The organism is Bartonella sp. B23 (assembly GCF_053793815.1).
The window spans coordinates 438,586-461,783 of the sequence record NZ_CP200033.1 but is presented as its reverse complement, the minus strand read 5'-3'; the positions used below and the strand labels follow the sequence as shown (position 1 = coordinate 461,783).

Genomic DNA, 23,198 nt, shown 5'->3' with positions numbered 1-23,198 from the left:
ATCCACTATCAATATTTTTTAAATACACACGTATGGCTAATCTAAAACCACTCTCAGTGCAAGCCTAGAATAGAAATCTTATAAAAAGCCTGATTTTATCGAGCTTGTTTTTTTCGAGTAAATATTAACCTTTTTTAGGTAACTTTTTCTTAGCTGGAACTTTTTCTGCCGCTTTTTCCTTCACTGCAGATTTCTTCTTCTCTGATTTTTTTTCTGTTAAATCTGTTTCGCTATACTCTTTCATCAACTCTTCAATTGTTACTTCCTTATCAAGAACTTTTATCTTTGTCAGCAAATAATCAATGACTTTTTCTTCAAAAATTGGGGCACGTAAGTTTGCGACAGCTTCCGGAGTATTACGGAAAAAATCCATAATTTCTCTCTCTTGTCCAGGATATTGGCGAACCTGATCGAAAACTGCTGCTTTCAGCTCGTCTTCACTTACTTTAACACCAACCTTCATGCCAATCTCAGAAAGTACCAAGCCAAGACGAACACGACGCTGTGCAAGTGCACGATATTCCTCCCGTGCTTGCTCTTCTGTAACGTCTTCATCTTTGAAACTGCGCCCAGCCTTTTTTAAATCATCATTAACCTGAGCCCAAATATTGTTAAATTCAATTTCTAAAAGTCCTTCAGGAATCTCAAAATTATAATCAGCATCTAAAGCATCAAGAATTTGACGCTTAATTTTCTGACGAGTCATTGAGCCATATTGACTTTCAATCTGCCCACGAACAACCTCGCGCAAGCGATCTAGAGATTCTAAACCAACTTTTTGCGCTGCTACATCATCAATCTTTAGCTCGTCCGGCTTAGAGACGGCTTTAACAATGACATCAAATTCTGCATCCCTACCGGCCAAATGTACTGCATTGTAATTATCAGGAAATTTAACAGAAATCGTTTTTTTATCACCCGCTTTTACACCAACCAATTGCTCCTCAAAACCAGGAATAAATTGTTTTGACCCAAGAATCAATTGCGCATCATTATCTGTCCCACCCTCAAATGGAACACCCTCAAGCTTACCAAGATAATCTATTGTAATACGATCACCTTCTTCAGAAAGACCATCCTTTAGCGAATAATTACGCGCAGAAGAAAGAACCCGATTTACTTGATCATCAATCTCTTGTTCAGGAATAGCCGCAATTTCGCGGATAATTTCAATATGTCCAAAGTCTTTAATTTCAAATTTTGGCAAAACTTCATACTTTAAACTGAAAACAAAATCGGCTTTACTATCCAGAACTTTTTCATCTTCATCTATATCAATTTGTGGTTGCAACGCTGAGCGCTCATTGCGGTTCGCTAAAACAGAACGGGGTGCATCACTAACAATCTCATTAATAATTTCTACCATAAAAGACTTGCCGTACATTTTTCGTAGATATCCAATCGGCACCCTACCTGGACGGAAGCCATTAAGCTTGATTTTATCCTTGGTATCATCCAACCGTTCATTTAATTTTTCTTCTAAATCTCGCGCCGGAACCACGATCTTAATTTCGCGCTTCAGTCCTTCATTAAGCGTCTCGGTAACCTGCATTAAAAAAACCTTCATTTCTCTGAGGAGAGGGATAAACCCACTCTGATAATAACCACATTCTAACACTTGAGTGTTAAATTACCATGAAGCGGAATTCCAGACACATAGAAGTCCGTAGTGCTCAAAGAATCCCTCTGGTGCGGATGGAGGGACTCGAACCCCCACGGTCTCCCGCCAGAACCTAAATCTGGTGCGTCTACCAATTTCGCCACATCCGCTCAAACTTACAAGCCAAGTGACCTCACATAAGCGGCGTCTCTATACCATTAATTAAAGAAAAAAAGCAAACAAATATATTTAAAAACCAAAATACACATGATTATTAATAAATTATAAAAACAAAATCTACACTTTTCATACAGAACTGATTCCGCTAAAAGTAACCTATGTTAAATACATTCAATACTCCAATTCATATCGTTGGCGGCGGTCTTGCAGGTAGTGAAGCAAGCTGGCAAATTGCTCAATCAGGGATTCCCGTTATTTTGTATGAAATGCGACCCCAAAAAAAATCTGATGCCCATAAAACCGATAAGCTTGCAGAGCTGGTCTGTTCCAATTCATTCCGTTCCGATGATGCATCAACAAATGCCGTAGGCCTTTTACATAACGAAATGCGATTGGCAAAATCGCTGATTATAAAGGCTGCAGATGCCAACAAAGTACCAGCAGGAAGCGCTCTTGCCGTTGACCGTGATGGATTTTCCAAAACCGTTACAGCAGCACTTGAGAACCATCCCCTTATAACTATAAAACGCGAAGAGATTCAAGAGATTTCTGAGGATTGGCATCATATCATCATTGCAACTGGTCCCCTTACTTCACCAGCACTTGCTGAAAAAATACAAGCAATAACTGGAACAGAAGCGCTATCTTTTTTTGATGCTATTGCGCCTATTATATATACAGATAGTATTAATATGGATATCTGTTGGTATCAGTCTCGCTATGATAAAATTGGCCCCGAAGGAACAGGAAAGGATTATCTTAATTGTCCCCTTAATAAAGAACAGTATGAGGTATTTGTTCAAGCGTTGAAAAGTGCAGAAAAAATAGAGTTCCGCGATTTTGAAAAAACACCCTATTTTGATGGATGCTTACCAATAGAAATTATGGCTGAGCGCGGTCTTGAAACCCTAAGGTATGGACCCATGAAACCTATGGGATTAACCAATGCCCATAATCCTGCAATTAAAGCCTACGCCATCGTCCAATTACGCCAAGACAATAAATTTGGAACCCTTTACAACATGGTTGGTTTTCAAACAAAACTGAAATATAGTGAACAAACTCGCGTTTTTAGAATGATTCCCGGTCTTGAGAACGCGGAGTTTGCTCGCCTTGGCGGACTTCACCGCAATACCTATCTCAATTCACCAATCATTCTCGATCAAACTCTCCGTTTAAAACAAAGACCAAAACTGCGTTTTGCGGGACAGATTACCGGATGTGAGGGTTATGTAGAATCATCAGCAATAGGGCTTCTTGCTGGGCGTTTCGCCGCCGCTGAATACAATCATAACCGCCCCTCCTTACCGCCACCAACCACAGCGTTCGGCGCTCTTTTGAACCATATCACTGGTGGACACATCGTGGATAAAGAAACAGAAAGGAAATCCTTTCAACCAATGAATATCAATTTTGGACTTTTTCCACCTATTGCTTCTATCAATCAATCAAAAAAACGCTTATCAAGCAAAGAAAAAAAATTAGCAAAAAAACAAGCTATAGCTGCTATAGCTCTAAATGATTGTATTCAGTGGTTAGCAGATAGAAAACAAAATAGCTCCTTATAAATACACTCTTCACCTTCGGTCTATTCAAGAGACCAAAATACCTCTTGTGCAAGAATTACCCCAAAGCCTCTTTATGATATTAGCTACTGCAACAAACAAAAACCACTCTTTGTTTCATTATTTATTAAACAGAGTAAGAATCCTAAAAGAGCTTTTTTACTATACATAAAAATTTTCACTACTGCAAAAAAATACATACATTTCAATCAGTTAAGATATGAAACAGTTGAGACATACCACAGCAACGAAAAGAATCGAATATCTATTAGACCATTCGCAATAATGGATTTTTGGTCATTTTATGCACACAAAACTTTAAAAGCACTGAAAATATTTAAAGAAAACGCACACCACCAAAATCCATGCGAAAAATATCTACAGAACACTTCTAAAAAAACCCGTTTATAAATAAATCGGGTTTTTTTAGCGTAGTTGAAATTATTTTTTATTAACAGCTTCTTTCAAACTTTTTCCTGCAGAAAACTTGGGCACAGAACGCGCTGGAATATTAATTTCAGCCCCAGTTGAAGGATTACGTCCCTTCGTAGCAGCACGATGAGAAACTTCAAAAGAACCAAAACCTGGAAGACGAACATCTCCTCCTGAAGCCAAAGCTTCTGTCACAGAAGCTATAAAAGCATCGACAACAGAGCCAGCTTGCGCTTTCGAAACACCTGCTTTTTCAGCAACAGAGCTAACCAATTCACTTTTATTCATGGAACATTTCCTTTCCCTATATTACCGGATAACACAACTTAGCCGTGTCATCGATAGTTTATTGAAAAGTGCAACAAACAGAAGTCTTATTTTCATCCAAAACATTGTTTTTTAGCAATAATCACAGTTATTCACGGAATTTTTTGCTTTTTTAAAAAAAATAAATAAAAAACAACCACAAAAATGTCTTCTGCTGCTTTAAAAATGCAATTATGAATAAGACTATTGAATCAGTGTGCAATCTGTATTCCTTCATTATCGCTCTCTGTTCTTATGGGCACAGGAACGGCGGGAGGTTCTGCCCATTCAATAGGTTCAGGGAAATGAACTAAAGCATGCTTAAGAACTTCACTTACATGATTTACTGGAATAATTTCCATATTATTTTTGACATCATCGGGAATATCGATCAAATCTTTTGCATTTTCTTCAGGGATAAGTACTTTTTTTATACCTCCTCGAAGAGCTGCAAGCAATTTTTCTTTCAATCCACCAATCGGTAAAACACGCCCACGTAAAGTAATTTCACCAGTCATTGCTACATCTTTATGTACCGCTATCCCCGTTAGCACTGAAACAATTGCTGTTACCATGGCAATCCCCGCTGAAGGACCATCCTTTGGTGTAGCACCTTCTGGAACATGAACATGGATATCGCGTTTATCAAAAAGTGGAGGTTCAATACCAAAATCAACAGCACGAAAACGTACATAAGATGCCGCTGCCGAAATTGATTCTTTCATAATATCGCGCAAATTTCCGGTTACGATCATTTTACCTTTACCCGACATCATGACCCCTTCAATGGTTAATAACTCCCCACCAACCTCTGTCCACGCAAGCCCTGTAACAACACCAATCTGATTTTCTCCTTCAATCTGGTTATGGTGGTAGCGTTTAACACCTAAAAAATCGTTAACATTATCTTCTGTAATCTTTACAGATTTTTGATGCGTTTTAAGAATTTTGGTAACTGATTTACGCGCCACCTTCATTAATTCACGTTCAAGGTTACGAACCCCTGCTTCACGTGTGTAAAATTGAATAATTGACTTTATCGCACCATCAGAAACACTGAATTCTTTTTTAGATAAACAATGATCTCTCAATGCCTTTGGCAAAAGATGCCGCTTAACAATTTCCATCTTTTCACATTCAGTGTAACCAGCAATACGAATAATTTCCATTCGATCCATTAATGGCCCTGGAATACTAAGGGTATTCGCAGTTGTAATAAACATGACATCAGAAAGATCATACTCAACTTCCAAATAATGATCAATAAATGTACCATTTTGTTCAGGGTCAAGCACTTCTAATAAAGCTGATGAAGGATCTCCGCGAAAATCTTGCCCCATTTTATCAATTTCATCCAACAAGAACAGCGGATTAGACTTTTTTGCTTTTTTCATAGACTGAATAATTTTTCCAGGCATAGAGCCAATATATGTCCGACGATGTCCACGAATTTCTGCTTCATCCCGCACGCCTCCTAACGAGATACGAACATATTCACGCCCCGTTGCTTTTGCAATAGAACGAGCAAGTGACGTTTTTCCGACACCCGGAGGACCTAGCAAACAAATAATGGGACCTTTTATTTTTGAGGCTCGACTTTGCACTGCTAAATATTCAACAATTCGTTCCTTGACTTTTTCAAGACCAAAATGCTCATTATTCATGACTTTTTCAGCAAAATCTAAATTGTTTTTGATCTTTGACTTTTTCCCCCAAGGCATTGCTAATAACCAATCAAGATAGTTACGGACAACCGTCGCCTCTGCAGACATAGGAGACATATTCCGTAATTTTCTCAATTCTGCCCCAGCTTTTTCATTTGCTTCTTTCGAAAACTTTGTCTTCTTTATACGCTCTTCTAATTCAGAGAGCTCATCGCGGTTATCATCACCCGCTCCTAACTCTTTCTGAATAGCTTTCATCTGCTCGTTGAGATAATATTCTCGTTGATTTTTTTCCATTTGCCGTTTAACATGCGAGCGGATACGCTTCTCAACCTGCAAAACAGAAATCTCTCCTTCCATGAAGGAAAGAACACGTCCAAGGCGGTCACGAATAGGTAGTAGCTCTAATATCTCCTGCTTTTCTGAAAGTTTAATCATCAAATGGGAAGCAATAGTATCGGCAAGCTTAGAAGGATTATCAATCTGGCCAATAGCATTGACAACTTCAGGAGAAATTTTTTTATTAAGTTTTACGTAATTCTCAAAATAAGCAATCACCGACCTTGAAAGAGCTTCAATCTCGACATCATTCTCTCTAAGCTCTTCTGTGACAGTCGCATAAGCCTGATGATAATCTTCATTTGTAACAAATTGACTAATTTTTGCACGTGCGGTCCCCTCAACCAAAACCTTTACAGTTCCATCAGGAAGCTTTAAAAGTTGAAGAATATTAGCAAACGTACCAATATCGTATATATCTTCTGATTTTGGATCATCATCAGAAGCATTTTTTTGCGTAACCAACAGTATCTGCTTATCAATTGCCATCGTTTCTTCAAGAGCACGAATTGACTTTTCCCGGCCTACAAAAAGCGGAACAATCATATGTGGGAAGACAACAATATCACGAAGAGGTAAAACAGCGTAAAAACCCTCTCTTACTTCATCTGTCTTTTCATCAATATATTGCATAACTCTCCTTTCTGGAGCCTATAATCTGTCCACTACACAAGCCCACCCTTAGAAACTCTTTACCCTAGAATACATGAAATGGTAACTGTAAGCATATAAATCAAGCATTATAACTATAATACTCAAAAACACCCATTCTCAAATAATATTATTACTTCTCATACCGCGCAATATCATGCCGATACATTCTCTTTATCTTCTGCACGTTCCGAGTAAATGTAAAGAGGATGTGCTTGCCCATCAACCACGTCACTCGAAATAACAACTTTTTGAACACCTTCAAGAGATGGCAACTCAAACATCGTCTCAAGAAGGATTTTCTCCATAATAGAACGTAAACCACGCGCACCGGTTTTACGCTCAATTGCCTTTTTAGCGATAACTCGTAAAGCATCTTCATGAAATGCTAACTCAACATTTTCCATCTCAAAAAGACGCTGATATTGCTTCACCAACGCATTTTTTGGTTGTGATAAAATTTGCACAAGAGCGTTAACATCTAAATCTTCTAAAGTAGCGACAATAGGAAGGCGACCAATAAATTCTGGTATCAAACCGAATTTTATAAGATCTTCTGGTTCTAAATCACGAAAAATCTCACCAACACAACGCTCATCAGGTGCTTTAACTGTAGCAGAAAAACCAATAGACGTTTTTTCACCACGTCCTGAAATAATCCGCTCCAAACCAGCAAAAGCTCCGCCACAAATAAATAAAATATTTGTTGTATCAACTTGTAGAAACTCTTGTTGTGGATGCTTACGCCCCCCCTGAGGAGGAACAGAAGCGACCGTTCCTTCCATAATTTTTAACAACGCCTGCTGAACACCTTCCCCTGAAACATCTCTTGTAATAGAAGGATTGTCAGCCTTACGAGAAATTTTATCAACCTCATCAATATAAACAATGCCACGTTGTGCACGTTCAACATTATAGTCAGCAGCTTGAAGAAGTTTCAAAATAATATTTTCGACATCTTCACCCACGTAGCCTGCTTCCGTCAAAGTGGTCGCATCTGCCATCGTAAAAGGCACATCAATAATACGCGCCAATGTTTGTGCTAGATACGTTTTACCACATCCCGTTGGACCAACAAGGAGAATATTCGACTTTGCTAATTCAATATCATTGCTCTTAGACTGATGCGCAAGTCGCTTATAATGATTATGGACAGCAACAGAAAGAACACGCTTTGCATGTTGCTGGCCAATGACGTAATCATCAAGAACTGTTATAATCTCCTGGGGAGTAGGAACACCATCACGCGCCTTAATCCCAGAAAATTTATTTTCTTCACGAATAATATCCATGCAAAGCTCCACGCATTCATCACAAATGAATACTGTAGGCCCCGCAATGAGTTTACGCACCTCATGCTGACTTTTGCCGCAGAACGAGCAATAGAGAGTATTTTTCGATTCGCTCCCGCTATTGCCAATTTTGCTCATTTTTCTTTCCTTTCATCACGGTATATGAATACTTCGTCTTTTCAAAGGAAGTTTTTCATAACGAAAAATACAAAGACATATAAAAAAACCTGCGTGCCATAATATTTTTAGGTATTTTCCTCTTATTTTCGCAATATTTTTACAAAAGTCTCTCTTTAAAATAGTTCTTTTTTCTATAAAAATTCTTAATCTTTTTCGGTTTCTGCTCGATATTGTATAACATCATCAACTAAGCCAAATTGCTTGGCTTCTTCCGCTGTCATAAAGTGATCACGATCAAGAGTTCTCTCAATAACCTCATAATCCTGACCTGTGTGTTGAACATAAATTTCATTTAAACGGCGTTTCATCTTTATAATATCTTGCGCATGCCTTTCAATATCTGAAGCCTGACCTTGGAAACCACCAGATGGCTGATGCACCATAATACGTGCATTTGGCAAAGTAAAACGGTGTCCCTTTGCTCCAGCTGTTAAAAGCAGCGATCCCATAGATGCAGCTTGACCCATACAAAGTGTAGAAACAGGAGGACGAATAAACTGCATAGTATCGTAAATTGCCATACCAGATGTCACAACACCACCCGGTGAATTTATATAAAGACTAATTTCTTTTTTAGGATTTTCAGCTTCCAAGAAAAGCAATTGTGCACAAACAAGCATCGCCATACCATCTTCAACGGGGCCGTTAATAAAAATAATCCGTTCTTTTAAAAGACGGGAAAAAATGTCATAGGCTCTCTCACCACGGTTAGTCTGTTCAATAACCATGGGAACAAGACTTAGTGCTGTTTTCATTGAATCACTCATGTTTTCACTTTCCGTTCATATAATAATCGCTCTTCACGCATTCAATGCTATTCTCCATAGGCTAACATTACTCTCTTATGCAAGGCACAATCAATTCTCTTTAAACAAGATTAAAGTCCCAGTGGTTAAAATAGCAATAACAACTCTACCTAAACAAGTTACATGCGTCAGAAACGTGAGACACAGCCGAATGGTAAAAGCTTTCTTCCTGAAGTTCCTGAGTGATCTTTGTTTTTCTGTGAATATAAAACCCTATCAAGCGTAGCCCCGCAAGCGACCTAACATAAAAAGCTGGATCAAAGACATATTCAGTTTTTCTCCCCATCCAATGATAAAAAGCTTCCTTTTCTTTTTCTTGATGCAAAAAAACATATCGTTTGGCTAATGGTTTCCAAACACGACGCTTAAGCCTAAGCCAATGATGCACTACTTTTGCTCCTGCCCAACAACCTTCAAACACTTTTACAGTAGGGTTACCAGGTGAAAAATAAAGTGCAAAAACACCTATCCCTACGGCATTTTCTCTTGCAAACCAAATTTTATTCGCATCTGGATGAAATTGTTTAACCAGGTAAACGTCTGCATCCAACCAAACACCTTGCTGATATTTCATCAGCATAACACGAAAAAATCTAAAAACTGAACATGAACAATTGTACATCCTAATTTTTCATGAGAAAATCCGGAATCAAGATGACAAATCTTTGAACGTTGTAGAATTGATTCGGCTTCATGCAATTCAACGCCAACGGATAGCTCTTTTAATTTATCATGGCTGAAAAGCCTAACACGCTGCCCAGTTTTAACTATCGAGGACAAACAAAGTCTATCAACAAATCTTAACTGTTCATTGTACCAAAAAGTGCAAACACACATAGGCAATATATCAAAAATATTCCAAACTTACACGAAAAAGTTGTTCAACATCACGAATACTTTCAGCAAGAGCAAAAATCACTATTCGATCGCCAGACAAAATACGCGTATCTGCCGAAAGCTGTATGATTGTCTTATTGCGATAAATTGCACCAATTCTTAAGCCATCCGATAAATTGAGCTCTGACAATGATTTTCCAACCAATGAAGACGTTTGCATCACTTCAGCCTCAATAATTTCTGCCTGACCGTTAAAAACTGAATGAACAGCACGAATACGTCCACGACGCATTTGTTGCAAAATTTTCGATATAGTAACACTATGTGGGTTAAGATACGCATCTACACCAACAGCGCGGCTAAATTCCTGGTAAGCAACATTATTGATCAATACCATATTGGCTTTGCATCCCAATCTTTTAGCAATGATCGCACTTAAGAGATTAACTTGATCCTGATTTGTCAATGTGATCATTAAATCAGCCTGATCAATTCCAGCATCTTGAAGAATTACTGGATCTAAGACATTGCCATACAAAACGGTCGTTTTTTCGAGTTGATCGGCAATTGTTAACGCTCTTTCTCTCTGCGATTCTATAATCTTCAATCTTAATTTATGAAAACGCTTTTCAATAGCCTGAGCAGCATAAAGACCAATATGACCGCCTCCCGCAATAATCATGCGATGGGCATCTTGTTCTTTGTGACCAAAAAGCCCAACAGCACGGCGCATCTGATCACGAGCAACAACAAGATAGGTCACATCACCAACGCGTAATTGCGTCTCTGAGTGTGCCACTAATAATTCTGAACCACGCTTAATAGCAGTAACTGTCGTGCGAAGATCTGGAAAAAGCTCTGTTAATTGACGCAAAGGTGTATTAATAACCGGACAATCTTCCATACATTCCAAAGCTAATGCAACAATATCATCATTACAAAAATGAAGGACATCTATTGCACCAGGTAGGGCAATGCGACGCAACACCATTTCCCCAACTTCGACTTCTGGCGAAATGACCACATCAATGGGTATATTCTCTCGAGCAAAAAGTGTTTTATAGCGCGGTTCTAAATAAGATTGTGAACGAATACGTGCTATTTTTGTTGGAACATTAAATAATGAATGTGCTACTTGGCAAGCTACCATATTGACTTCATCAAATAAAGTTACTGCAATCAACATATCAGCTTTGTCTGCATCAGCAGCTAAAAGAATTTCGGGCCTTGAACCGTGACCAACAAAACCTCTAACATCTAACGTATCGCGAATCCTTTCAATCAATCTCGTTTCAATATCGATAACAGTGACATCGTGATTTTCGGCAGCAAGGCGCTCTGCTATCCCATAACCAACCTGTCCTGCTCCACAAATAATAACACGCATCGCTTTAGGAAACTCCAAGCGCTTTAAGCTTACGGTGCAAAGCTGAGCGCTCCATACCTATAAATTCAGCTGTACGAGATATATTCCCACCCAAACGCTCAATCTGTGCCACTAAATACCTCTTTTCAAACAATTCCCGTGCCTCACGCAATGGTAAATCCATTATACTCTCATCTGTATCTATTTGAATGCGCGGCAGAGAATCGCTCACTTCTTGAGGAAGAAACTCTGTTGTTATTGGACCATCACCATCACGTACAAGAATGAGAAGACGCTCAATATTGTTACGGAGCTGCCGCACATTGCCCGGCCAAGCATGTGCTTGCAAAATTGCTATCACATCATCACTAACTTCACGTGGCTTAATACCAAGTTGCCGCGATATTGTTTTAACAAAATGATGCACAAGTTCCGGAATATCTTCACGACGCGCTGATAATGGTGGAACAGTAATAGGAACAACCGAAAGACGGTGAAAAAGATCCTCCCTAAAATGCCCGTCAGAAATAAGGTTTTCAAGATTTTGCGCCGTAGAAGAAATGAAACGAACATCCACCTTAACACGTTTTGTGCTACCAACCCTCTCAAATGTCTGCCCCGTCAATACCCGAAGAATCTTACCTTGAGTCTCACGTGGCATATCAGCAATTTCATCAAGATATAATATTCCACCATGAGCTTCTTCTAATGCACCAATTTTTCGCTCCCCTCCCTCCATTTCGCTGCCAAACAATTCTATTTCCATTCTTTCAGGAGTAATCGTTGCGGCATTTATCGTAACAAATGGCCCTTTCGAACGTGTTGAAAGCGCATGAACAGCACGTGCAACCATCTCTTTTCCCGCACCCGAAGGGCCAGTGATCATAATACGACTGTTGGTTGGTGCCACTTTCTCTATAATTTGACGCAAATGTTTTATAGCAGCCGACTTTCCGAGCAGTTCTGATGTCTCGCTTGAGCGTTTTCGTAATTCTAAAACCTCACGTTTTAATTTTGAGTTTTCAAGAGTCCGTTCAGCAACTAATACAAGTCGATCAGCTTTAAAAGGCTTTTCAATAAAATCATACGCCCCTCGCTTTATAGCAGAAACAGCCGTCTCAATATTACCGTGACCAGAAATCATAACCACCGGAAGAGCAGGATATCGCGTTTTAATTTCATCAAGCAGTGCTAAACCATCGAGACGACTTCCTTGTAACCAAATATCTAAAAAAATGAGCTTTGGAATACGCTCGCTAATTTGCGCTAATGCTTCGTCAGCGTTACACGCAACACGCGTTTCATAACCTTCATCATCCAAAATACCAGCAACAAGTTCACGAATATCCGCTTCATCATCAACAATTAAGATATCTGATACCATTCTATTCCCCTATGTTATGACTTGTGGCTTGCGTAATACTACCACCCTGCTTAGCTCCATCCGCCGGAAAAATCAAACGGATCATTGCTCCACGACCCCCATAAAAGCTCTTTGGTGCATCATGTAATTCCATGGTACCACCATGATCTTCAATAACTTTGCACACAATGGCTAATCCAATCCCTGTTCCCTTTTCCCGCGTTGTTACATAGGGCTCTAATAATTTTTGCCTTTTCTCTTTAGGAAGCCCTATACCGTTATCAACAACATCCACAATCACACATCCTTCGTAATGATAAGAACGGATAAGAATATGGCCGTAAATGCTTTCCCCTCTCATGACCGAGTCTATGGATTCGCTCGCATTTTTAATAACATTGCAAAAAGCTTGCACAATAAGACGACTATCAAATGCACCTACAAGTGGCGCACTTCCCAAGTCTTGCTCAAAATGAATATCATGTCGCGTAATTTCTATCAAAAAACATGCTTCACGCAGTAATCCGCGTATATCTAAAACATTCATTTGCGGCTTGGGCATACGTGCAAAAGAAGAAAACTCATCAACCATACGCCCAATATCTCCGACCTGTCGAATAATCGTATCAATACACCGATCAAACACCTCTCGATCCTGCATAATAACTTTGTTGTAACGTTTACGAATACGTTCAGCCGACAACTGAATGGGTGTAAGCGGATTTTTTATTTCGTGTGCAATACGGCGCGCAATATCTGCCCACGCCGATGTACGTTGTGCTGTAACAAGGTCTGTAATATCATCAATCGTTAGAACCCAAGATTGTCCCTGTCCGTCATCTTCTTCCATCGTAATTTGCACATTACAAACGCGCTCTTGTCCTACAACACTTAAAGTTACCTGTTCACGATGATTTTTACGACCCAATGAACGTGCAGACTGAAAAACCTGCCAAATTTCAGCACTTAACGATAAAAGACTGTGCCCAATAACTTGTTTAGAGCGAATATCAAACATCGTTTCAACAGATCGATTGATAATTGTAATATCGCCATTATCATCAATGCCAGCTACACCCGCTGTTACACCAGACAAAACAGCTTCAGAAAAACGCCGTCTCTCATCGATTTGATCGCGCACTGCAATCAACTCATTACGCCGACTTTTCAGCTCACTGACCATGTAATTAAAAGTTTTTGATAACTGCCCAATATCCCCATCTCGCGCACGCACTGGCACAAAAACTTCCATATTCCCAGAAGCTACATCATCAGCAGCACTGATAAGAAGGCGAATAGGACGTACTAAACGATCAGCAACAGCAATACCTGCCCAAATAGCCGATAAGAATAAACTAAAAAAAAGACAAAGATAAAGCATACCAAATGCAATTTGCGTCAACAGACGATTTTCATTTAAATCACGATAACGATCTGTATTGACTTCTGTCAAACGCAAAGCAGATAAAACGTCTTTATCAACATCACGCACCAAATACAAAAACGTATTTGGGATATTAGTAAATTTTAAAATAATACCAAAGTAATCATGAACACCTGGTTGAAAAGAAAAAGGCCTAGCGTTGGTCGCACGCTCAATAAGATGGGAGGGAGGAATCGGTAGTTTATCCTCATCACCAAGATTGCTTGATATAAAAACAGTCCCGCTAGAACTTAACAAAAATGCACCACGCAGATTGCGCCCCATGGCGTGACGAGTCAATTGTGTCCTATATTCAGCTGGACTACGCTCTAAAAGCCTTTTGTTATCAAGTGCAAACGCCATAGCATAGGATAAATTTTTCAAGTTTTGAATCATTTCATCCGCATAAGCATTTGCTAAATCGATAGAAGAACCTACAATCTGACGCGTTGTCGTATCAAACCATCGATCAAGCCCCAAATTCAGTGCAGGTCCCGATACAAGAGCAACTGCAACAGCCGGCATTGTTGCAACAAGCGCGAATAACGAAATAAGGCGCACATGAAGACGAGAACCTGCACGCCTCGAGCGCCAAGCACGAATTATGGGAATCATCTCATAACAAACAATGATTACAAGTCCTAAAACCAAGACACTGTCAATCCCTATGAGAATAAGAGTTACAGCTCTGCTGGGAACAACAGGCGTTAATCCAATAAGGATGATAAATGAAACAGACGCTGTCAGCAAAGACAGCACAATAATTGTGATACCTAAAAAGATACACATCTTACTTAAGCGATACAATTCATCGTTAAAAGTATTTTGATCTATATCTTGGAGATTTGTTACAGATGTTGTATTCATGACGAGCTTACATTGCTTTATCCTATTGTCCTCATATAACCTCTTGTAACAAAAATTGACAATACCGCATTTAAAATATAGCCAACCTATTAAATAGAGAAAGAGCTTCTACATTTTGCAAAATATCTTTAAGATAAAGTACATTTGGTCAGAGATTACAGAGGAGGTAAGATGCGGTTAACCAAACAAACAAATTATGCGCTTCGGATGCTCATGTACTGTGCAGATAATCAGGAATCTCTCAGTCAGATTCCAGAAATTGCCAAAGCATATGCTATTTCTGAATTTTTTTTATTTAAAATCCTTCAACAACTTGTTGAAGCAGGTTTTATAAAAACAGTACGGGGACGCAATGGTGGCGTTAAATTGGCTAAACCGGCAGCAGAGATTTCGGTCGCTGATGTTGTGAAAGTAACAGAAGATAACTTTTACATGGCAGAATGTTTCAACACTGCAGAATCTAATTGTCCATTGATAGATTTTTGTGGTTTAAATACTGCACTTCAAAAAGCATTAAACGCTTTTTTTGATGTATTATCAGTGATATCTCTTGCTGATCTACAACAACTAACTTCTCAAAAACAATTAAAAATTGATGACTATAAAACAATCAGCTAAAATAACCAAAAAGGAGATTAAATATTTCTATTGCAGCTATAATATTAGCCGCTGGGCGCGGTGAACGAGCAGGATTTCTACAAAAAAATCCAAAACAATACCGACTTTTAGGGAAAGAGCCGGTTATTTGTCACACTGTGCGTTGTTTTTTGCAGCATCCAGCTATCACGACAATCATCTTAGTTATTCATCCAGAAGATCATCAAATCTGTGAACAGGCTATGGCCAATTTTAAAGAGCGCCTCATCATCGTTGAGGGAGATGATACACGTCAAATGTCCACATTATGTGGGCTTCGTGCACTTAAAAACATCAAGCCAAGATATGTTCATATTCATGATGGTGTACGCCCTTTTATCGAAAAAGAGCTCCTCGAGAAAATCCACACCGTCGTCAGTCATCAAGAAGGCGTTCTCCCAGTTCTTGCCGTCTCTGATACCCTCAAACGCGTAAATAATGCACACTATGTTTTAGAAACCATTTCACGCACCCATCTTCATAGTGCACAAACTCCACAATGTTTTCCATTTGAACGAATATTAGCTGCCCATGAAAAAGCAAAGAAAACTTGTAAAGAGGAGTTTACCGATGATTCAGCAATTGCCGAGTGGTTTGGAATTCCTATGCGTACTGTCCCAGGAGACCCTAACAATATAAAAATTACTTGGCACGAAGATTTTGATACCGCACATTTTTATCTCCAAAAAAAAATGCAAATATTTCCTGATATCCGCACTGGCAATGGTTATGATGTTCACTCTTTCGAGGATGGTGATTTTCTTGTATTGTGTGGTATAAAGATCCCCTTTCATAAAAAATTAAATGGACATTCCGATGCTGATGTTGCACTTCATGCGCTAACAGATGCCCTGCTCGCTACGCGAGGTGCTGGAGATATTGGCACACACTTCCCTCCCTCTGATCCTCAATGGAAAAATGCATCATCAGAAATTTTTCTACGTCATGCTATTGATATTGTTAAACAAGCAGGTGGCCGTATTGCCAATGTTGATATCACACTGATCGCCGAGAAGCCTAAAATCACTCCCTATCGACAGAAAATGACAGAAAATTTGATGAAGATCTTCATAGTTTCACCTGATCGAATCTCCATCAAAGCAACAACAAATGAAAAGCTCGGATTCATTGGTCGTGAAGAAGGCATCGCTGCTTTTGCAACCGCTACTGTTCTTTATCCAGGAGAAGTTCCAAAATGACGTATTTCTGTGAAAAACAAGCATATGCAGTCCTTGCAGCTTGTCGCCAAAAAGAGGTACTTTTAACAACTGTTGAATCTTGTACAGGAGGACTCATTGCTGCAAATCTCACTAATATTGCAGGATCATCAGATGTACTCGATTGTGGATTCGTCGTTTATTCGAATGAAGCTAAAACGCACCTTGTTGGCGTATGTGCTAAGCTTATAAAAACCTATGGTGCCGTTTCAAAAGAAGTTGCTCTTGCGATGGCTGAGGGTGGATTAAAATATTCACGAGCTGGAATTTCTGTTTCCGTAACAGGAATTGCTGGTCCAGGAGGTGCGAGTCTCGATAAACCCGTGGGTCTTGTGCATTTCGCAGTTTCTTACAAAAATCATAAAACTCTGCACAAAAAAATGCACTTTGGGAATCTTGATCGTAAAGCTATCCGCTATGCAACCGTTGAAAATGCTTTGAAAATGATCTTACAATCACTCCAATGATATTCTCCACATTTCATCTTCATATTTTATGCCACCGCAAATACAGAGCATAACTTGCAATAGATGTCATGCAAAAACGTCAATTAAATAAATTATGTTGCCGGATATCCATAAATTTTATGTGCACGCGTTTCAAAAGCATCGGTAAACTTATGAAAAGCGATATCAAACATTGAGCCCATCATTAACCCAAGAATTCTGCTTTTAAATTCATAATCAATAAAAAATTCTACATTACACGCATTCGTATTCTCAATGTGATGAAACGCCCAACGATTTTCAAGATATCTGAATGGACCATCAATATATTTAACCTCTATGAGATTTTCCTTTGGCTGAAGAAATACTTGAGTCGTGAAAGTTTCTCGGATAACTGTATAGACAACTGTCATGTCAGCAAGAAGCAATGTCTTTTCCTCACATTCTGTGCGAGAATGGACTGTTAAAGCCTCACACATTGGTAAAAATTCAGGATAACGTTCAATATCTGAAACAAGATTAAACATTTCACTGGCACTATGGGCAATCTGCCGATATGTTGTAAAGGTCGGCATAACTATCTCTGTAAGGCAAATCTTTCATCACGCGCTTTTTGCAAAATTGCAAAATCATCCCCTGCATGATGAGAAGAGCGCGTTAACGGGCTGGAAGCCATATGCAAAAAACCCTTCACTTTACCAATTTTAGCAAAGGACTCAAATTCTTCAGGGGGTACAAAACGAATAATTGGATGATGTTTTCGTGTAGGTTGCAAATATTGCCCAATTGTCATAAAGTCAACGTCAGCAGAACGTAAATCATCCATCAATTGAAGAATTTCATTTCGCTCTTCCCCAAGACCAACCATGATTCCTGATTTTGTAAAGATTGTCGGATCAAGTTCTTTGACGCGTTGTAATAACCGAATTGAATGAAAATAGCGAGCCCCTGGACGAACCTTTAAATATTTAGAGGGAACTGTTTCTAAATTATGGTTAAAAACATCAGGCTTAGCAGCAACAACGATTTCTAACGCGCCATCCTTATGACGAAAATCAGGTGTAAGAACTTCAATTGTCGTTTTAGAAGCCTTTTGACGAATAGCATAAATAACTTTTGCAAAATGCTGTGCACCACCATCTGCAAGATCATCGCGATCAACAGATGTAATCACAACATGTTTTAATCCCATCTGTGCAACGGCATCTGCCACACGTTCTGGCTCATTATCATCAACTGCAAGCGGAATACCTGTTGCAACGTTGCAAAAAGCACAAGCCCGTGTACATATCTCACCTAAAATCATGAAACTGGCATGCTTCTGGCTCCAACATTCACCAACATTTGGGCATCCAGCTTCTTCACAGACAGTCACCAATTTATTGGATCGTACAATACCATGCGTTTCTTTATATACCTGTGATGTTGGCGCTTTTACACGAATCCAATCCGGTTTTTTCTGAATGCTTGTATCTGGACGATGCGCTTTCTCAGGATGACGCAGACGCCTATTCGTAACTCTATCAACAACCGTAACCATTTAAGCCTCTGCCTTTTCAATAACGGAACGCTGATGAAAAATCACAAAATACACGATTTTTCATACAATCCAGCCATCAAGCATTTAGAACTTGACCATAAGCATCCAATACACTTTCTTTCATCATTTCCGACAATGTTGGATGTGGAAAAACGGTATGCATCAACTCTTCCTCAGTTGTTTCAAGATTCATAGCAATAACAAAACCCTGAATCAGTTCTGTTACTTCTGCTCCTACCATATGTGCACCAAGAAGTTGTCCTGTTTTTTTATCAAAAACCGTTTTCACTAATCCTTGATCTTCTCCTAAAGCAATTGCTTTACCATTAGCAGAAAAGGGATAACGACCAATACGTATGTCATAACCAGCTTCTTTCGCTGCTGCCTCTGAAAGTCCTACAGAGGCAACCTGTGGTATACAATATGTACATCCTGGAATTTTTCTTTTATCAAGCGGACGAGAACTTTTTAAACCTGCAAGATGCTCAATACATATCACACCTTCTTCTTCTGCTTTATGCGCCAACATAGGAGGACCTGCTACATCACCAATAGCATAAATGCCTTCTACCCCCGTCCAACTCCATTCATCAGTTACAATGCACCCGTGATCGGTTTTTATACCTAATACTTCCAATCCAAGATTTTCAGTATTGCCCTGAACACCAACAGCTGAAATAAGTCGATTGGCTGTGATTGTTTCTGTTTTACCATTCACATCAATATACGCAGTGAGAGAATCAAAAGCTTTTTCAACCTTTGTTATCTTTGCTTGCGTGATGATTCGTATACCTCTTTTTTCTAACTGTTTGCGAGAAAATGTTGAAATTTCAACATCCTCAGCTGGCATAATATGAGGCATCATTTCAACAACAGTCACCGTCGCCCCCATATCATGATAAAAAGAGGAAAATTCAATACCAATTGCCCCTGATCCCATTACTAAAAGCGATTTCGGTATTGTATGAGGAATCATAGCTTCAAAATAGGTCCAAATAAGCTTTCCATCTGGCTCGATACCGGGAAGAGAACGAGGACGTGCACCCGTTGCAATAATGACATACTTTGCTTGATAGCTCCCTTCCCCTAATATTCCTTTGGGGATCGGATTTTGTGGCTGCATAATAGATTTGGAAGATGAAGAAACCATAATTTCCGCTGGTTCATTCCCTTTTGCCTTCTTGGTAAGCTTAGCTTCACCCCAAATGATATCAATTTTGTTTTTTTTCATCAAAAAACCAACACCAGCATTTAAACGTGCTGAAACTCCACGCGAACGTGCCACAATATCTTTGATATTTGCTTCAATTGAACCGTTAAGCCTTAGACCATAATCTTTCGCATGTTCAGCAAAATGCTTTATTTCTGCTGAACGTAAGAGTGCTTTTGTGGGAATGCATCCCCAATTCAAGCAAATCCCACCTAAATGTTCACGTTCAACAATCGCAGTTTTGAAACCACACTGTGCCGCACGAATCGCGGTTACATATCCACCAGGACCCGATCCAATAACAATTACATCATAAAGATTCACCACAGTAATTCCTCCATGGACATACATAAAATGGATACGCATTCTTTAATGCTTAAAAACAAAAAAATAATATGAAAGAATTTTCTTGTATTTTTCACTCCAAGCTTCACATAAATACCTCCACCAAATTAGAAGGTGCAATAGCACACTCTTTCAAGCTTTTTAAATTCAGCCTCTGTTATATTGACATACCACACGCACAAATGACTTACGTGAATCGCCTTTAAACAACTTAAATTAACATTGCTAATGGATTTTCAATCATCTTCTTAAAATTCCGTGCAAGCTCTGCCGCTAACGCACCATCAACAGCGCGATGATCCGCAGAAAGTGTGACCGACATTACCGTCGCAATCCCCAATGCACCATTTTTAACAACTGCACGCTGTTCACCTGCACCAATCGCAAAAATCGTCGCATGTGGTGGATTAAGAATAGCAGAAAAACTTTTCACACCATACATTCCCATATTTGATACAGTTGTTGTCCCTCCCTGATATTCTTCCATTTTTAATTTTCGTTCACGTGCACGCTTTGCAAAATCTTTCATTTCATTGGAAATCATCGACAAAGATTTTTCTTCTGCATGGCGAACAATTGGTGTAATTAATCCATTCGAAACAGAAACAGCAACACCAACATCACAGTGTTTGTGACGAAGTATTCCACCTTTAAGCCAAGATACATTAGCATTGGGAACAGCCTTTAAGGAAAGTGCTACAGCCTTAATAACCATATCATTAACGGAAACTTTATAAGCAGGCTTCGATCCTTCTTGCGTCTTAACCATTGGAGCAGCAGCATTCAATTGTGTACGCAGCTCTAGCAATGCATCGAGTTTGCACTCAACTGTCACATAGAAATGTGGTACTGTTTGTTTTGATTCCACCAAACGTTTGGCGATTGTTTTACGCATATTATCATGGGGTGCAAATGTATATTCATCCTCTTTGAAGAGTTTTAGTATCTGTTCGTCAGAAATACTTACAGCTACCGGCTGTATATTTTGTGATGAATATGAATCCTCAAAAACACTGCTATTCATGACTTTTTCCACATCACGCTTGATAATACGCCCCTGTGGACCACTGCCCGAAACGAGCGATAAATCGAGCCCCGCCTGAGCTGCTAACCGCCGCGCCAAAGGAGAAGCAAAAAGATGTACTCTCTTTTTATCTTTCTGTATCGATTGTTGAACTGATAATATATGGGATGTTTGTGTTGTCTTTGAATCTGTCTGTTTTATATCATCTGATCCTTTGGTTGCAAACGAGGAGGAGGTTTCTTCTGCAGCCTTTGCTGCTTCAGCTAAGTCTTCACCTTCTTCTGCTAAAACAACAATTAAAGAATTTACTTTAACGCCTTGCGTTCCAGCAGGAACAACAATCTTAGCAACCATTCCTTCATCAACGGCCTCTACTTCCATTGTTGCCTTATCCGTTTCAATTTCAGCAATAACATCACCGGAGGAAACCTTATCTCCTTCCTTGACATTCCATTTTGACAAATTTCCTTCTTCCATCGTAGGGGAAAGCGCAGGCATCGTAATCTTAATGGGCATAGTACTTTCCTCCGTTATGCTCTATAAGTCACAGCCTTAACGGCTTCAACAATTTCAGCGAGATCAGGCAAAGCCAATTTTTCAAGATTGGCAGCATAAGGCATCGGAACATCTTTGCCCGCAATTGTAGCAATTGGTGCATCAAGATAATCAAAAGCCTGCTGCATAACACGTGTTGCTATTTCAGTGCCAACAGATGATTGGGGATACCCCTCTTCAATCGTTACCAAACGACCTGTTTTTTTAACTGAAGCAAAAATTGTCGCAAGATCCATTGGGCGAATAGTTCGCAAATCAATCAGTTCAACATCAATCCCCAGTTTTTCAATTTCAGGTAACGCTCGAACTGCATAATGCATTCCAATTCCATAAGCAACAATCGTAACATCTTGACCAGCCTTATGAAGACGCGCCTTACCAATAGGCAAAATAAAATCATCTATTTGGGGAACATCAAATTGATGGCCGTACAAAATTTCATTTTCAAGGAAAATAACAGGATTGTCATCACGAATAGCAGCCTTCAACAAACCTTTTGCATCTGCAGCACTGTAAGGCATAACAACTTTAAGACCTGGTATATGGCTGTACCATGCAGCATAACACTGAGAATGCTGTGCACCAACACGCGCAGCTGCACCATTGGGACCACGAAAAACCATGGGCGCAGACATTTGTCCACCAGACATGTAACGGGTTTTTGCTGCCGAATTGATAATTTGGTCAATCGCCTGCATAGCAAAATTAAATGTCATAAATTCAACAATGGGACGTAATCCCCCAAATGCTGCCCCAACAGCCAATCCCGCAAAACCGTGTTCTGTAATTGGAGTATCAATAACTCGACGTTCCCCGAATTCTTCCAACAAACCTTGGCTAACTTTATACGCACCTTGATATTGCGCGACTTCTTCTCCCATGAGAAAGACCATTTCATCACGCCGCATCTCTTCAACCATAGCCTGATTAAGCGCTTCACGCACCGTCATCGTAACCATTTTCGTCCCTGCTGGAATATCAGAATCAGAGATGATATCAAAAGTAGGAGGTCCAGGAATTACGGGAGAAAGAGAGGAAGATCCTCCCTTAGACTTATTTAAAACATCGGCATTATGTGAAATATCATCAGCACTTTCACCTTCTTCTAGCAACACTGCAATAACAGTGTTCACCTTCACACCTTCAGAACCTTCAAGCACAACAATTTTACCAAGAGTACCTTCATCAACAGCCTCCACTTCCATCATTGCTTTATCAGTTTCAATTTCAGCAATTACATCACCAGAGTTAATTTTATCGCCTTCTTTCTTGAGCCATTTAGACAATTTACCTTCTTCCATCGTTGGTGAAAGCGCCGGCATCAAAATATCAATAGACATACTTGCTTCCCTCG

17 protein-coding genes, 1 tRNA gene and 1 pseudogene are annotated in these 23,198 nt (G+C 39.5%); 4 read left to right on the top strand and 15 right to left on the bottom strand.

The annotated features are described in order from the left end of the window. Positions 1-124 precede the first annotated feature (124 nt). Both tig and V4B17_RS01925 read right to left on the bottom strand, forming a co-directional pair. A complete protein-coding gene (gene tig, locus V4B17_RS01930; RefSeq protein WP_455479827.1) occupies positions 125-1,552 on the bottom strand; it encodes a trigger factor in 1,428 nt (475 codons plus the stop codon). A gap of 135 nt (positions 1,553-1,687) precedes the next feature. Next, positions 1,688-1,770, bottom strand: a tRNA-Leu gene (locus V4B17_RS01925). Between the two features lie 168 nt (positions 1,771-1,938). On the opposite strand from V4B17_RS01925, the gene trmFO reads away from it, so the two are divergent. Then, positions 1,939-3,348, top strand: a complete 1,410-nt coding sequence (gene trmFO, locus V4B17_RS01920; RefSeq protein ID WP_455479826.1) for a methylenetetrahydrofolate--tRNA-(uracil(54)-C(5))-methyltransferase (FADH(2)-oxidizing) TrmFO — start codon at positions 1,939-1,941, stop codon at positions 3,346-3,348. 438 nt (positions 3,349-3,786) lie between these two features. Here trmFO and V4B17_RS01915 read toward each other — a convergent pair whose 3' ends face one another. From V4B17_RS01915 to V4B17_RS01880, 8 genes and pseudogenes are all read right to left on the bottom strand, one after another. Further along, positions 3,787-4,065 carry an HU family DNA-binding protein gene (locus tag V4B17_RS01915; protein WP_074380782.1) on the bottom strand — a complete coding sequence of 93 codons (279 nt, stop codon included), beginning with the start codon at positions 4,063-4,065 and terminating at the stop codon, positions 3,787-3,789. A gap of 230 nt (positions 4,066-4,295) precedes the next feature. Further along, entirely contained in the window at positions 4,296-6,719 is a 2,424-nt protein-coding gene (lon, locus tag V4B17_RS01910; RefSeq protein WP_455479825.1) for an endopeptidase La, read from the bottom strand. Positions 6,720-6,892: 173 nt separating this feature from the next. Further along, positions 6,893-8,167 carry an ATP-dependent Clp protease ATP-binding subunit ClpX gene (gene clpX / locus V4B17_RS01905; protein WP_455479824.1) on the bottom strand — a complete coding sequence of 425 codons (1,275 nt, stop codon included), beginning with the start codon at positions 8,165-8,167 and terminating at the stop codon, positions 6,893-6,895. Positions 8,168-8,352: 185 nt separating this feature from the next. Then, positions 8,353-8,976: an ATP-dependent Clp endopeptidase proteolytic subunit ClpP gene (clpP, locus tag V4B17_RS01900; protein WP_455479823.1), complete on the bottom strand. Its 624-nt coding sequence runs from the start codon at positions 8,974-8,976 to the stop codon at positions 8,353-8,355. 145 nt (positions 8,977-9,121) lie between these two features. Continuing rightward, positions 9,122-9,852 (bottom strand): annotated as a pseudogene (locus tag V4B17_RS01895) (hypothetical protein). Between the two features lie 10 nt (positions 9,853-9,862). Then, positions 9,863-11,239 (bottom strand): Trk system potassium transporter TrkA, encoded by a 1,377-nt coding sequence (gene trkA / locus V4B17_RS01890; RefSeq protein ID WP_455479822.1) that lies wholly within the window; start codon positions 11,237-11,239, stop codon positions 9,863-9,865. A gap of 4 nt (positions 11,240-11,243) precedes the next feature. Next, on the bottom strand, positions 11,244-12,602 hold the full coding sequence (gene ntrX / locus V4B17_RS01885) for a nitrogen assimilation response regulator NtrX (protein WP_455479821.1): 1,359 nt from the start codon (positions 12,600-12,602) through the stop codon (positions 11,244-11,246). 1 nt (position 12,603) lies between these two features. Then, positions 12,604-14,871 (bottom strand): ATP-binding protein, encoded by a 2,268-nt coding sequence (locus V4B17_RS01880; RefSeq protein WP_455479820.1) that lies wholly within the window; start codon positions 14,869-14,871, stop codon positions 12,604-12,606. 171 nt (positions 14,872-15,042) lie between these two features. On the opposite strand from V4B17_RS01880, the gene rirA reads away from it, so the two are divergent. Genes rirA through V4B17_RS01865 form a run of 3 tightly spaced genes read left to right on the top strand, consistent with a single transcriptional unit; the run spans position 15,043 to position 17,191 of the window. After that, positions 15,043-15,489, top strand: a complete 447-nt coding sequence (rirA, locus tag V4B17_RS01875) for an iron-responsive transcriptional regulator RirA (protein ID WP_455479819.1) — start codon at positions 15,043-15,045, stop codon at positions 15,487-15,489. A 23-nt stretch (positions 15,490-15,512) separates the two neighbouring features. Then, positions 15,513-16,706 (top strand): bifunctional 2-C-methyl-D-erythritol 4-phosphate cytidylyltransferase/2-C-methyl-D-erythritol 2,4-cyclodiphosphate synthase, encoded by a 1,194-nt coding sequence (locus V4B17_RS01870; protein WP_455480160.1) that lies wholly within the window; start codon positions 15,513-15,515, stop codon positions 16,704-16,706. Beyond that, positions 16,703-17,191: a CinA family protein gene (locus V4B17_RS01865; RefSeq protein ID WP_455479818.1), complete on the top strand. Its 489-nt coding sequence runs from the start codon at positions 16,703-16,705 to the stop codon at positions 17,189-17,191. The genes V4B17_RS01870 and V4B17_RS01865 overlap by 4 nt, the downstream gene beginning before the upstream one ends. A 92-nt stretch (positions 17,192-17,283) precedes the next feature. On the opposite strand, the gene V4B17_RS01860 is transcribed toward V4B17_RS01865, so the two are convergent. The 5 genes from V4B17_RS01860 to V4B17_RS01840 all read right to left on the bottom strand — a co-directional run bounded on the left by V4B17_RS01860 (position 17,284) and on the right by V4B17_RS01840 (position 23,184). Next, positions 17,284-17,745: a type II toxin-antitoxin system RatA family toxin gene (locus V4B17_RS01860; RefSeq protein WP_455479817.1), complete on the bottom strand. Its 462-nt coding sequence runs from the start codon at positions 17,743-17,745 to the stop codon at positions 17,284-17,286. Between the two features lie 2 nt (positions 17,746-17,747). Continuing rightward, the gene (gene lipA / locus V4B17_RS01855; protein WP_455479816.1) at positions 17,748-18,710 is read right to left on the bottom strand and encodes a lipoyl synthase; all 963 of its coding nucleotides are present in this window, start codon (positions 18,708-18,710) and stop codon (positions 17,748-17,750) included. A 76-nt stretch (positions 18,711-18,786) separates the two neighbouring features. Next, positions 18,787-20,247: a dihydrolipoyl dehydrogenase gene (lpdA, locus tag V4B17_RS01850; RefSeq protein ID WP_455480159.1), complete on the bottom strand. Its 1,461-nt coding sequence runs from the start codon at positions 20,245-20,247 to the stop codon at positions 18,787-18,789. Between the two features lie 229 nt (positions 20,248-20,476). Continuing rightward, positions 20,477-21,805 carry a pyruvate dehydrogenase complex dihydrolipoamide acetyltransferase gene (locus tag V4B17_RS01845; protein WP_455479815.1) on the bottom strand — a complete coding sequence of 443 codons (1,329 nt, stop codon included), beginning with the start codon at positions 21,803-21,805 and terminating at the stop codon, positions 20,477-20,479. 14 nt (positions 21,806-21,819) lie between these two features. Continuing rightward, entirely contained in the window at positions 21,820-23,184 is a 1,365-nt protein-coding gene (locus V4B17_RS01840; RefSeq protein WP_455479814.1) for a pyruvate dehydrogenase complex E1 component subunit beta, read from the bottom strand. Between the last annotated feature and the right edge of the window lie 14 nt (positions 23,185-23,198).